This is a genomic window from Bullifex sp., from assembly GCF_034103065.1.
In the GTDB taxonomy this organism is placed as follows: Bacteria; Spirochaetota; Spirochaetia; order Sphaerochaetales; family Sphaerochaetaceae; genus Bullifex.
In genome coordinates this window covers 1-12640 of the sequence record NZ_JAXEGN010000120.1, presented here as the reverse complement: position 1 = coordinate 12640, position 12640 = coordinate 1, and the positions used below count along the sequence as shown (strand labels likewise).

At 33.8% G+C, this 12640-nt stretch carries 13 protein-coding genes; 9 read left to right on the top strand and 4 right to left on the bottom strand.

What is annotated here, in order from left to right; all coding sequences use genetic code 11:
• Positions 1-126: 126 nt before the first annotated feature.
• On the bottom strand, positions 127-789 hold the full coding sequence (locus SOY52_RS04775) for a hypothetical protein (RefSeq protein WP_320847837.1): 663 nt from the start codon (positions 787-789) through the stop codon (positions 127-129).
• Positions 790-892: 103 nt separating this feature from the next.
• Between SOY52_RS04775 and nrdR the strand changes: the two genes are divergently transcribed.
• On the top strand, positions 893-1363 hold the full coding sequence (gene nrdR, locus SOY52_RS04770; protein ID WP_320847836.1) for a transcriptional regulator NrdR: 471 nt from the start codon (positions 893-895) through the stop codon (positions 1361-1363).
• Here the strand turns inward: nrdR and SOY52_RS04765 are convergent.
• Positions 1360-2508: a deoxyguanosinetriphosphate triphosphohydrolase family protein gene (locus SOY52_RS04765; protein WP_320847835.1), complete on the bottom strand. Its 1149-nt coding sequence runs from the start codon at positions 2506-2508 to the stop codon at positions 1360-1362. The two genes, nrdR and SOY52_RS04765, sit on opposite strands and share 4 nt — an antisense overlap.
• A gap of 77 nt (positions 2509-2585) precedes the next feature.
• On the opposite strand from SOY52_RS04765, the gene SOY52_RS04760 reads away from it, so the two are divergent.
• The 5 genes from SOY52_RS04760 to SOY52_RS04740 are packed head-to-tail and all read left to right on the top strand — an operon-like array spanning position 2586 to position 7881.
• Positions 2586-3062: a hypothetical protein gene (locus SOY52_RS04760; RefSeq protein WP_320847834.1), complete on the top strand. Its 477-nt coding sequence runs from the start codon at positions 2586-2588 to the stop codon at positions 3060-3062.
• A 34-nt stretch (positions 3063-3096) separates the two neighbouring features.
• Positions 3097-3621, top strand: a complete 525-nt coding sequence (locus tag SOY52_RS04755) for a shikimate kinase (RefSeq protein WP_320847833.1) — start codon at positions 3097-3099, stop codon at positions 3619-3621.
• A complete protein-coding gene (gene aroC / locus SOY52_RS04750; protein WP_320847832.1) occupies positions 3611-4681 on the top strand; it encodes a chorismate synthase in 1071 nt (356 codons plus the stop codon). The genes SOY52_RS04755 and aroC overlap by 11 nt, the downstream gene beginning before the upstream one ends.
• A complete protein-coding gene (locus SOY52_RS04745; RefSeq protein ID WP_320847831.1) occupies positions 4668-6332 on the top strand; it encodes a DNA repair helicase XPB in 1665 nt (554 codons plus the stop codon). The genes aroC and SOY52_RS04745 overlap by 14 nt, the downstream gene beginning before the upstream one ends.
• A complete protein-coding gene (locus tag SOY52_RS04740) occupies positions 6307-7881 on the top strand; it encodes a hypothetical protein (protein ID WP_320847830.1) in 1575 nt (524 codons plus the stop codon). Before SOY52_RS04745 ends, SOY52_RS04740 begins: the two co-directional genes overlap by 26 nt.
• On the opposite strand, the gene aroE is transcribed toward SOY52_RS04740, so the two are convergent.
• Entirely contained in the window at positions 7878-9314 is a 1437-nt protein-coding gene (gene aroE, locus SOY52_RS04735; protein WP_320847829.1) for a shikimate dehydrogenase, read from the bottom strand. The genes SOY52_RS04740 and aroE overlap by 4 nt on opposite strands.
• A 130-nt stretch (positions 9315-9444) precedes the next feature.
• Between aroE and abc-f the strand changes: the two genes are divergently transcribed.
• Both abc-f and SOY52_RS04725 read left to right on the top strand, forming a co-directional pair.
• Complete coding sequence (abc-f, locus tag SOY52_RS04730) at positions 9445-11385, top strand: ribosomal protection-like ABC-F family protein (RefSeq protein WP_320847828.1); 1941 nt, start codon at positions 9445-9447, stop codon at positions 11383-11385.
• Positions 11385-11999, top strand: a complete 615-nt coding sequence (locus SOY52_RS04725; RefSeq protein ID WP_320847827.1) for a Maf family protein — start codon at positions 11385-11387, stop codon at positions 11997-11999. The genes abc-f and SOY52_RS04725 overlap by 1 nt, the downstream gene beginning before the upstream one ends.
• Here the strand turns inward: SOY52_RS04725 and SOY52_RS04720 are convergent.
• Complete coding sequence (locus SOY52_RS04720) at positions 11988-12290, bottom strand: metalloregulator ArsR/SmtB family transcription factor (RefSeq protein WP_320847826.1); 303 nt, start codon at positions 12288-12290, stop codon at positions 11988-11990. The genes SOY52_RS04725 and SOY52_RS04720 overlap by 12 nt on opposite strands.
• 29 nt (positions 12291-12319) lie before the next feature.
• Here SOY52_RS04720 and SOY52_RS04715 point away from each other — a divergent pair.
• Positions 12320-12640, top strand: a 321-nt coding sequence (locus SOY52_RS04715) for an NAD(P)-binding domain-containing protein (RefSeq protein WP_320847825.1), incomplete at its 3' end; no start/stop codon positions are given.

Below are 12640 nucleotides of genomic sequence, written 5' to 3'. Positions count from 1 at the left end.
GTGGCTATATCATGTAAATAGAGTTGATTTTTACTTTTATCGGAGCTTAAAGTTAAAATACCTTTTGCACCATCAAGTTTTCTTAGAAAGGATGTTTTTCCACCATTTCTCGGTGCAACAACTGCGTTAAATTCCTTCATCAAAGAATGATTGTAATACATCAAGTGCTTTGATGCTATATTCCTTTTCAACAACGAATGTAAGCTCATTCATTGTTGAAACGATTTCAGTAAGGTTAATATTTTCCCAAGCAAGCTTTCGAGTAGCCATATATAGAATACCTGGGGTTTTTAAAAAGTCACCAGAAAATGATATTGTTATGGCAACCATGTTTTCATTTGTATGCAATATCTCTTCATTCTTAATTAACTCATCAACCTCTCCCCTAAACTTTTCACTAACTGCTAATGAAATTTCATGAGAGCCGACAGAAAGATTTAAGAAATCACCTTTACCTGGCTTTACTTTATCATAGAGCTGAGCAAGTTTATTAACAAATTGATAGTTACGTACAAAGTTAACGTCATAGATATTTGTCTTCATACTAATTTCGTAATCAATTTTATCTTTCTTTTGCTTCTTCTCTGACTTTCTCAAATCATCAGCATACCTTCTAACAGCCATGACGATGGCACTTTCATTAACAGGATGTCCATACATCGTCTCTACTTTGTTATGAATGCTTTTAGATAAATTTGAATAACTTATTACATCTTGAATAAGCATCTCATTTATAAAGGGTGTTTTATTAATTATTATTTTTACACATGCAGCTATTGAATTGACCATAGATGTTATTTTATATACATAATGTTACTAATTCAACACTTTACAGGTATATTTTTTCTCTTTTTCTTTTAAAGTTCTCATAAAATATAGTAGAATTCTTACTATGAAGTGTCCAAGATGTAATCATGAACAAGATAAAGTTCTTGAATCAAGACTAAATAAAGATTCAACTACAATTAGACGCAGAAGGGAGTGTTTAAATTGTGGTTATCGGTTCACTAGCTATGAGAGGATAGAGGAAAAACCTATCATAGTTATTAAAAAAGATGGCTCTCAACAGCCTTTTGATATCAAAAAGGTTGAAAGAGGTGTCTTAACATGCACAGATAAGCTCAAGATTAATCATGATCAAATAGAAAAAATACTTGAGAAAATTGAAGATAATGTACGTGAAATTGCTAGAGAGAAAAAGTTCGTTCATAGTACAGAGATAGGTGAAGAAACCTTAAAGCAGCTCTACACCATATCTCCAGTTGCATATGTACGATTTGCATCTGTATATCGCGCATTTGATGATCTTGGTCAATTTATTGAAGAAATTGAACACATTGCATCACAGGTAAAGAAAAATTAAGCATCAAACCACTTACCCCTTAAGCTGAGCTCGATTTTATCATTTAAGTGCTCAGGCTTAAGGATTTCGTTTGCACAATCTAGGGCAAAGTTATCACTCATTCCAGCAACATAGTCAAAGATAAGACGATTCTTACCCTCTCCCATCTTTTTATAAACATCCTTCATCTCGGCATAGTGAGCATAAAAACCTGCAGCAAGCATATTTTTTTCTGCTTCACAAGCTTCCTTTGGGTCAGATGAGTCGTCAAATAAGCCTTCAAGGTAGGAATAAATAAGGTTAAGTAGTCTATTAAAGTAAGTATTATACCCCTTTAAGATATCGGACTTATAGATATAGTTGTAATTATAATCTTTCATTACCTCTACAGCTTTATAAACCTTATCAGAAAAACCTATACCTTCACTTTGTGAGGAGTTTTCAATTATATCAGTAACAAGGGTGTTAATTATTTCACCATTGGTTGAACCTAAATCTCTTTTAACACAATCAGGAAGAGGTTTAGTTAGAATGCCAAGTCTTGAAGCATCTTCAAAATCACGACCAAGGTAAGCAATTGAATCTGAAAATCTAACAACAGTTGCTTCAAAGGTAGTTGGGATTAGACCAATTCTTGTTTTAATACCATCTAAATCTTTAATCTCGAACGAAGGCTTTATTCTTTGGACAAAATGTTCACCACAGTGACTTACAATACCATCTCTAACTGCATAGGTTAAATTTAGTCCCTTACCCTTTTCAGATAATCTATCAACAACACGAAGAGAGTTTACTTCATGTTCAAAGTTTCCAAGCCCTTTTTGCTTACAAATCTTATCCATAATTATTTCGCCAACATGGCCAAATGGGGTATGGCCTAAGTCATGGCCCATACCAATTGCCCATGCAAGCTCTGTATCGAGCCCAAGAGGTCTACATATTGTCGAAGCAATTGAAGAAACATGTAATACATGTTCCATTCGTGTACATATATGATCATTAGAAGGAGCAAAAAATACTTGTGTTTTATGTTTTAATCTGCGAAATGGAGATGAATGGATTATTGCTGTAGTATCACGGTAGTAAGAGCCACGGAAATCCTCTTTTCGCTCATTTTTTCTTTTAATTAACAATTCTTGATCAATATCGTTATATAGCTTTTCCATAAATAAATCATAATACCAACACTATTAATTTAAAAGAAACATTTATCAAAGTAGGCGAATAATGTTATATTTTTGTTATGAGTGAATATTTAATCCCACTTGCCGCACTATTACTGACATTCTTATCTACTCTATCTTGTTTAAGATTTATATTCTCAAGACAGGGCTTTTTCTGGATCGTACCATTTGGGCTTTCTGTATTATTAACAGTTAATAACTTTTTTATTCTCCTATACCCTGAGTTCACATTCTTTTCATATCCAAAAGCTGTAGCACTGTTTCCAGTATTGCTTGCAGCATTCTGGTATTTAATGGTTATTACCTTTCACTATGCTTTAAAAAAGGGTGTAATGAAAAATAGAGTTAGTAATGACCAAGTAAAAAACTATAGGGAAGCACAATTTCTAGAAAAGATTGAAAGGAGAGAGTTTATTAAATTTACTAAACGTAAGAAAGAGATATTAGAAAATGGGGCTTATGAGCCTAAAATTTACTCAAATTCAAACTTTACTGATAAACTATTTGATAATCCTAGTTCAAAAAATTACAGATAATTAGTATAATTCTCCCTCAATTAAGGGAGAACTTATGAATCTTTTCTTCACAGGAATGAAGCATTCCGGTAAAACAACATTTGCAAAGCGTGTGGCTCAAGAAAGAAATAAAACTTGGGCAGATAGCGATGATCTTATCTTAAATTTAATCAGTCCACTTAGTGTACGTGAATACTATAAGAGGTTTGGAAAAGAAGCATTCTTGCTTCAAGAAAGAAAGGCAGTTAGTGAGTTTATTAATTCTCACGATGACTTTGTTCTCTCTCTAGGAGGGGGTATTTGCGATAATACACCTGTTATGGAATTAATGAAGGAACATGGAAAGCTTATTTACCTTTCAAGGCCTGAAGAACTTTTATTTGAAAAGATTAAACAAAAAGGTCTTCCTCCTTTTTTAGATACCGATAATCCAAGAGCAACATTTCATGAATTATTCTTAAGACGTGATAAAATCTATCGTTCTTATCTCGATTTAGAAATTGAGCTCGGACCTTATTCAGATAAAGACCAAACATTAAACTTCATTTTAAGTAAGCTGGAGGAAAAATATGGCAGGTAATTCATTTGGAGAGCTTTTTAAAGTAACAACATTTGGTGAATCACATGGAAAAGCATTGGGTGTTACAATTGATGGTATGCCTGCTGGTATTAATTTCGACCTAGATTTTATACAAAGTGAGATGAATAGAAGAAGACCAGGGGGAAATACTCTTGGTACAGCTAGAAATGAAGGTGATGAAATAGAGGTTATTTCTGGAGTATTTGAAGGAGTAACTACAGGGTGTCCTATTACTCTTATTATCAAAAACACCTCTCAAAAGAGCCATGATTACTCTCAAATAAAAGATGTTTATCGCCCAGGTCATGCTGACTACACCTATGAAGCAAAGTTTAATGTTCGTGACTATCGTGGTGGTGGTAGATCATCAGGAAGAGAAACTAGTATGAGAGTTGCAGCAGGTGCTGTTGCAAAGCTACTATTAAACCAAGTTGGAATAAAGATTAAAGCTGGTACTATCCAAATTGGAGATATTAAAGCAGAAAACATAGACTTTAATCATGACTTTAATAATGAACTCTCATGCCCTGATGAAGATATCTCAACAAAGATGGTAGAGTTAATCAAGAAAGCAAAGGATGATTTAGATAGCATTGGTGGTGTTATTGAATGCCATGTTAATGGCATGATAGCAGGTCTTGGAGATCCTTGTTTTGATAAACTTGATGCACTCCTTGCCCATGCTATTTTATCAATTGGAGCATGTAAGGGTTTTGAAATTGGTAAAGGTTTTGAAAGTGCAAAACTCTATGGAAGCCAAAACAATGATCAAATGAAGATGGTTAATGGTGAAATTACATTTCTAAGTAATAATGCAGGTGGAATTTTAGGTGGAATTTCAAATGGAAATGAAATTGTTTTCCGCGCTGCATTTAAGCCAACTCCAAGTATTTATAAAGAGCAGGAAACAATTAATAAAAACCATGAAGATGTAACAATTGCAATAAAAGGTCGCCATGACCCATGTATTGTTCCTCGCGCTGTAGTAGTTGTTGAAGCTATGACAGCATTAGTACTAGCAGATAGATACCTAGTATGGAGAGCTTATGATGCAAGATAAGCCTTTATTTGTACAATCAGATAAAACAATGCTTCTTGATGTCCACTCCCCTATTGCTGAGGAAGTCAGGGGAAAACTCTCTGCATTTGCCGAACTTGTTAAAAGTCCTGAGCATATGCACACCTACCAAGTTTCATCAATTAGTATTTGGAATGCAGCTGCAATGGGATACACATATGAGCAAATTGTAAATACCTTACAAGAATACTCTCGATTTGATATTCCTCAAAGTCTACTATTCTTTATTAAAGATAATCTTGATAGATATGGTGCTATAAAACTTACTCCATTTGATGAAAAGTACTATCTATTAACTGTTAATGGCAACCTTTTCAAAGCGCAAATTACTTCATCTAAACCTGTCATGGCAATTTTGCAGCAATATAGTGAAAATTCCTTTTTAGTTCCATGGCATAAAAGGGGTGAAATTAAAATTCAGTTAATTAAGCTTGGTTTTCCAATTGATGATTTAATTCCGCTAAAAAAAGGTGAAAAACTAGAAATTGAAGAGAGAACAACAGCTCTTTCAGGAAAGAGCTTTCAAGTTAGAAAGTACCAAGATGAAGCAGTAAAGGCATTTTTAGGAACTACTGAAATGCAAAAGGGATATGGAAACATTATTCTTCCTTGTGGATCAGGAAAGACCGTTGTAGGTATTCATACCCTTTGTGCACTTAAAACTCACACTTTAATACTTTGTCCGAATGTTACCTCTGTCCACCAGTGGAAAAGAGAAATCCTTGATAAAACTACAATTAGCGAAGATATGATCGGTGAATACTCTGGAGAAGTAAAAGAAGTAAAGCCTATTACTATTGCAACTTACCAGATTTTAATCTATCGCTCTGGTGAAAATGATGAGTATAAACACTTTTCTTTAATGACAGATCATCCATGGGGCTTAGTTATCTACGATGAGGTTCACATGCTTCCTGCTACCTGCTTTAAGGTAACTGCGGAAATTCAATCTATGTATCGTCTTGGTCTAACTGCTACCTTAGTTAGAGAGGATCATAGAGAAGCTGAAGTTTTTTCATTAGTTGGCCCTAAGCGTTATGATACTCCTTGGTCAGTTTTAGAGCGTCAAGGTTTTATTGCAACAGCATATTGTCATGAAATAAGAGTTCCACTTTCAGAGGATGCAGCTATTGAATACGTTAAGGCTAAGGGTGCTGCTGGCCGCTATCGTGTTGCAGCTGAAAACCCTATGAAGTTTGAGTACTTAAAGCTACTACTTGAAAAACATAAAGATGATAGAGTTTTAATTATTGCCCAATATCTTGACCAACTAGCAGAAGTAAAAAAGCGTTTTGGCTTTCCAATGATTACAGGATCTACAGGAAATAAAAAACGTGATGAGCTATATGATGCATTTAGAAGTGGTAAAGAGAAAGTATTAATCGTTAGTAAGGTTGCTAACTACGCTATCGATTTGCCAGATGCTTCAGTTGCAATCCAGCTATCGGGTTCATTTGGCTCAAGGCAGGAGGAAGCTCAAAGACTTGGAAGAATTTTAAGACCAAAAGATAGAGATAGCCACTTTTATACCATTGTTACAAAGTTTACATCAGAAGAGGACTTTGCTCAAAACAGACAAAAGTTCTTAGCTGAACAAGGATATAGTTATGAAATCGAAAGTCCAGAACTCTGATACTTGGTTAGAGCAATTAAATGAAAGACAACTTCGCTATCGCTATGAAGTACTTTATAAAGCTAAAGATAGTTCTTTACCTCTTGAAAGAGTAAAAAAACTAATTTCAGCGTTCTACCACGATGAAGAAAATATTAAAGATTTAATTAGTGCTTTAAATGATGCTGAATATGATTTACTACTCTCAAAAAGCTTGAAACAAGATGTTTCTATCCCAAGGAATAATGAAAAGCTTTATGACTTTTACTTAGTTGGAGATGATAAAGGAGTTATTCCTGAAATAGAAAGAAAGCTTAACTGTGCTAAGGGCTTATATGAAGAAAGCGAAGATAGGATAAATATTAAAAGCTTTATAAGAGCAATGTTTGCCCTTCTTGCCTCAAAAGATGTTAAGCCAACTGTAAGTGGTAAAGGTGTCCTTGCTAGATTAAGCGAAATCTTTACATCAATTAATGAAGAAAAACTTTCTATTTTAATTACCCATTTTAAAGAAATGGTTGAAAAAGATGAGCTAATAGTTGACCAAAAGCTTAATAGAGAAAAGGCAGAAAAGCTTTTAAAACTTTCACAAATTGAATTAGCATACCACCTACTCTCTCCAAATATGTCAATAAAGGAGTTCCAAGTCTCCCAACTAAAAACCTCTGATTTATCTTTTTCTCTTCTACCATTGGGTGAGAAAGCTGAATATACAATTACAGGAGAATTATTAGTATATTTTCAAAGTTCAATTGAGGATGATTTAATTTGGAAGATTGCGAAACCAATTACTGTTGATAGAATATGTGTGTATAAAATAACAAAAGAGTCAATTTGCTCTGCTTTTGATAGTGGCTACTCTGATCAAACAATTATTAATCACTTAAAGAACTTAGGTATTAACAATTCGGTACTCTTCTCTCGCTTAATTGGCTGGAAAGAAGAATATGAATTAACTCAGCTCACCGATTGTCTATATCTTGAAACTTCAAGACAACAGGCAGCCATGATTGAAGCAATTGATGATTTAAAGCCCTTAATTATTAAAAAAGTTGGAACATACTCGTTTATTTTAAAGAGAAATAGAAAGGTAATTGAAGTATTAAAAAGAAGTGGCTTTGATATGCTTAGCCAAAAGAATGTTACTTTTGAATCAGAAGGAGAAGCTGATAAAGAGTTACAACTTGAAAGACTTCAAGAAGAAGATATCTTAACATTTGGTTTAAGGGATATTCCTTATAATGAAAATTATAAAGATGAACTAAAAGCTATTTCCTCAAATGAATTATCAACCTTAATTGATAATGAAAGGATCTTAACTAAGTCTCAAGCTAGATTAAAAAGCTTAAACTTAATGCTTGAATCGATATGGGCTCTTGATTATCAAAAAAAGATAACATACCTAAATGCTATGTGTGGTATTAGGTTTCTTAATTTAAAGCTTAAAGATGAAAGCTTTATAGCTCTTCCTTTAGAGATGAACCAAACATTCCTTACCTGTCTTTTAAAAGATGGAACAAAAAGACAGGTTATGGTTGATAAAATATTTAAAGTAAGTGAGATTTATTAAATCTCAGGCTTAACATTCTTTGGGTAGTGGTAGCCGGTAAATGCTTCAAACTGTAGCTTTCCCTGCTCAAGGAGCATTTCATCTCCAAAGTGAAGTTTACAGCCCGCTGCCTTTGCATCTGTTAAGAACTTTGTCATATGAGGCTTATAGACAATATCGTAAGCAATTTCTTTACCTGTAAATTTAAAACCTTCTATTGGACTTTCAAAGGTAGAAAGACCTACTGATGTAGTTTGAACTATTAAGTCTACCTGTCCTTCATAGGCCTTAGCATTCTCAAGTTTATCGAATGCACAAATATTTATTTTTGCAATTTTCTCAGCATGAGAAAGGGTTCTATTTAAAATAGTAACCTTTACGCCCCAGTTTCTTAATGCCCATACAATAGCATAGCTGGCACCACCCGCACCAATTACAAGCGCATTCTTAATTCTTCCTTTCTCAATATCAGGTAAAATTGGAATTAAAAAGCCATAGTAATCGGTATTCATCCCCTTCCAAAGTCCTGGAGTTCTAACTACTGTATTACATGCCCCAATTTGCTTAACTTCTCTTGTAATATTACCAAGATATGAAAGTACTTCAACTTTATGTGGAACTGTTACAGAAAAACCCCTCATTTGTAAGTTCTCTGCAAGGGCAAAGAAAGCTCTTGCGTTATCAACTAAAAATGGAACGTATATTGCATTGTAGTGAATTGCTCTAAAGCCTGGATTATGAATTAATGGCGATGCAGAATGATTTACTGGGTTTCCAATAATACCATATATTGCAGTTTTATCATTTACTTCATCGGCATGATATAGTTCTTTTAGATCCTTAGCCTTCAATTGTCCAGGAGCCGCTTGGTTATCAGAAGCAAAAGTTAATATAGACCCCATTCTTCTATAAAGAATTCTTGTTGCAACACCATATGGGCCCATACCGATAATAATCTTTGGAATATCCTTTAATTCTTTTTCGGCATTAAATAGGGTGATAGTATCTAATATACCTTGAGGTGTTACTGCAATTTTTGCTATATCACCCCTCTTTTTAAGTGTAATAACACGTGAATAAATATCGTTAGGAATACCTGAAAAATCATGAAAGGAGCGAATAATCTTTATTCCTCTCTCCTTAGCTTTTTCATCAATTTCACACTTTTTAATATCATCTTCTATATCAACATAAGAAAAATTACCATCTAATGCTTTGATAATCTCTGCCTTACGTTGCTTTTCACTTCCAGTAAATTTGCCACCATCTTGTGTTCTTCTGTGGGTACAAATAACAGGAACATTTACCATATTAGGGAATAAATATGCCTTATCTCTATCCTCTTTAGTAAGAAAATCAAGCCTTAGCTCTACTGCATCAATCCACTTAGAATTCTTTTCAGTCGTTTTCACGCACTCATTTAGAGTACTATCAGACAGGGTAAGACAAATCATTAATAAATAATCTCCTATAATGGGTATTGGTTATTTTATATGTTTATGCAAAAAACTGCAATATTATGCAATTTATATTCGACATTTGTTCTCCTTGTAGCTTTTGCTCATCTTTTGTATCCTATAACACATGTTTACTATGCAAATTCAAAATGCCTGTCTAAACTTTGCAGACAGGAAGATACTAAGCGATGTTAGCTTCACAATTGATCAAAAAACCAGAGCAGCCCTTGCAGGTGCAAATGGCTGTGGTAAGTCTACTCTATTAAAGGTAATAACAGGAATCCTTCCAGCCGATGATATTAAGATTTCAAAGACAAAAGGTATTACTGTAAGTTACCTTCCACAATCAGATATAGTACTACCTGAAAAAAGTGTTTATGAAGTTGCTGAGGAAGGCTATGATAGATTTAAAAGCTTAGTTGATGAATATGAGGAAATAGGAAAAAGCTTAGAAAACATAACACAAAAAGATAAATATTCTCATTTATTAAGCAGGATGAATGAAATCTCTGAGCTTTTAGATGATGTTGGATACTACCATAGAAAGAGTCGTATCGAGCAAATTCTACAAGGTCTTGGCTTTAAGATGAGTGATATGACTAGCCCTTCTTCCACCTTCTCTGGTGGTTGGCAAATGAGAATTGCTCTTGCAAGAATACTAATTGAAAACCCAGATATTTTACTTCTTGACGAACCTACTAACTACCTTGATATCGAAGCAATGGTATGGCTTAAGAACTATTTAAAATCTTTTGATGGTGGTGTTATACTTGTTAGCCACGATCAAGGATTTCTAGATGATACAGTAAATACTGTTTATGAGTTATTTAAAGGTAAATTAACTAAGTATAGTGGAAACTACACCTCATACCTAAAGCAAAGAGAAGAAGAAATTGCCCAACTTGAAAAAGCATATGAAATGCAACAAGCTGAAATTGAAAAGACAGAGGAGTTTATAGAACGCTTTAGATATAAGGCTACTAAAGCAAAACAAGTTCAATCAAGGATTAAGAGCTTAGAAAAAACTGAGTTAATTGAAATTCCTGACCACCTTAAAAAGCTTTCATTTTCTTTCCCTGAAGCACCTCATAGTGGAAACGATGTTTTAGTTGTTGAAAACCTTCATAAAGCATATGGGGATAATGTAATCTTTGATGATTTTTCTTTTGTTGTTAGAAAGAAGGAGCGTTTAGCAATAACAGGTAGAAATGGTGAAGGTAAATCTACCCTACTTAGAATTCTTGCCTCTGTTGATCCTGCTTTTACAGGTGTTGTCAGAGATGGTTCTGGAGTTAAGAAGGGTTATTTTGCTCAAGATAATGAAAAAACTTTAACTGATAGTAATACGGTATTAGAAGAAGTTGAAAGTATAGCTGATACAAAGGATATACCAAGATTAAGGTCTCTTTTGGGAGCATTCTTATTTAATGGCGATGACGTATTTAAAAAGGTTGGAGTATTATCTGGAGGAGAAAAATCAAGACTATCACTATTAAAAATATTACTTCATCCATGTAATTTACTTCTACTTGATGAACCTACTAACCACCTTGATATCAATGCAAAAGAAATGCTTCTTGAAGCAATTAAAGCTTATGATGGTACAGTAATCTTTGTAAGCCACGATACTCACTTTATCAAAAACTTAGCTACTAAAATTCTGTATTTAAGCGACGATAAGCCTGAATTCTTTGAAGGCGATTACGACTATTTTGCATATAAACTTGAAGAAAAAGAAGCTAAATTCTTAAATAGTGATAAAAAAGCTTTAATCCAAGAAGCTGTTGTTGAAAACAAGGTGCTATCGCATCAAGAGATGAAGGCTAAGAGGAATATGCTTCAAAAGAAGGAAAAGGAGTGTGATGAACTTCTTTCTTCTTGTGATAAACTTAGAGCAGAAATTGCTGTTTTAGATGAAAAGATGGCAGATCCTACTATTTATTCAAACCCTGATAAAATTACAAAGATTGTAAAGGAAAAGGAAGAAAAAGAAGCTTTATTAAACCAAAAGGAAGAAATGTGGTTTATGCTCTCTGAAGAGGTTGAAAGTTTAAAGGAGAATCTTTAATGCTTATTAAACCTGAAATTGATCCAGAGCTTATCATAAAAGCTCAAAAGCTCTTTCCTAAAGTTATTCTTGCCTCTCAAAGTGAAAATAGAAGAAAGCTTTTAGAGGATATGAATATTTGCGTTATTCAAAAGCCACAAAACATTAATGAACTTTGTGGTCTTACAAAGCCAATTGAAGTTGTCACAACCCTTTCTAAGCAAAAGCTTGATAGCTACCTTAATTCAAAAGATTTTGATGAAAGCCTTCCTGCAATTTGTTTAGATACATTAGTTTTATTTGATGGAAAGTTAATTGGTAAGCCAGATTCTGAAGAAGTTGCAAGAGAGCTACTTTATAAGTTTTCTTCAAAGAAACAAGAAGTATTAACTGGCCTTAGTGCTTATATTCCAAACAAAGGTTGCGTAACAACCTATGATAGCTCCGAAGTTATCTTTTCGCCTCTTTCTGCTGGTGAAATAAACTGGTACATCTCAACAGGTGAATGGCAAGGTGCAGCAGGAGGGTACCGTATTCAAAAAAATGGATATAAGCTAGTTGAAAAAATAGAGGGAAGCTGGACAAATGTAATAGGCTTTCCGCTCGAGAAATTTATTTCTATATTAACCAATTAGTTCTTCGTAGTGTTCTCTACCGAGTGTTAAGATTTTTGTAATATGATCATCATTAAGACGATAATAAATACTCCTACCCTCTTTTCTGAACTTAACTAATCGAGAACTTCTTAAAGTCTTTAATTGCTGTGAAATAGCACTTTGATTCATCTCTAAGCGCTCAGCAATAGTATTTACACTACACTCTCGCTCACTTAATAAAAAAAGAATCTTTAGTCTTGTTGGGTCTGCAAAGACTTTAAAAAAGTCTGCAATATCAATTAGTTCTTCTTCAAGTATTGGATCAGTCATGGTGAAATGATAAGCGATGAGGGATTTTTGTGCTATACAAATTTAATAAATTTTTCTATCATCGAGACATGAAAAAGAAAATTGGTTTCATCGGACTTGGTGTAATGGGTGCCTCAATGAGTGCACATCTACAAAATAATGGACTTGAACTATTTGTTTATAACAGAACAAAAAGCAAGGCTGATAATTTAATTAAAAACGGTGCTACTTGGTGTGATACTCCAAAAGAGGTTGCTGAGAAATCAGATATTCTCTTTTCTATTGTTGGCTTTCCTAATGATGTAGAAGAAGTTTATCTTGGTGCAAATGGAGTTATTGAAGGTCTTCACGAAGGTTTAATTTGCTGTGAT

Coding starts and splice junctions, on each gene's coding strand:
- SOY52_RS04720 (WP_320847826.1), bottom strand. CDS start 12,290: ATGACTGATCCAATACTTGAAGAAGAACTAATTGATATTGCAGACTTT.
- SOY52_RS04755 (WP_320847833.1), top strand. CDS start 3,097: ATGAATCTTTTCTTCACAGGAATGAAGCATTCCGGTAAAACAACATTT.
- SOY52_RS04760 (WP_320847834.1), top strand. CDS start 2,586: ATGAGTGAATATTTAATCCCACTTGCCGCACTATTACTGACATTCTTA.
- SOY52_RS04765 (WP_320847835.1), bottom strand. CDS start 2,508: ATGGAAAAGCTATATAACGATATTGATCAAGAATTGTTAATTAAAAGA.
- nrdR (WP_320847836.1), top strand. CDS start 893: ATGAAGTGTCCAAGATGTAATCATGAACAAGATAAAGTTCTTGAATCA.
- SOY52_RS04740 (WP_320847830.1), top strand. CDS start 6,307: ATGAAATCGAAAGTCCAGAACTCTGATACTTGGTTAGAGCAATTAAAT.
- SOY52_RS04775 (WP_320847837.1), bottom strand. CDS start 789: ATGGTCAATTCAATAGCTGCATGTGTAAAAATAATAATTAATAAAACA.
- SOY52_RS04745 (WP_320847831.1), top strand. CDS start 4,668: ATGATGCAAGATAAGCCTTTATTTGTACAATCAGATAAAACAATGCTT.
- aroC (WP_320847832.1), top strand. CDS start 3,611: ATGGCAGGTAATTCATTTGGAGAGCTTTTTAAAGTAACAACATTTGGT.
- abc-f (WP_320847828.1), top strand. CDS start 9,445: ATGTTTACTATGCAAATTCAAAATGCCTGTCTAAACTTTGCAGACAGG.
- SOY52_RS04725 (WP_320847827.1), top strand. CDS start 11,385: ATGCTTATTAAACCTGAAATTGATCCAGAGCTTATCATAAAAGCTCAA.
- aroE (WP_320847829.1), bottom strand. CDS start 9,314: ATGATTTGTCTTACCCTGTCTGATAGTACTCTAAATGAGTGCGTGAAA.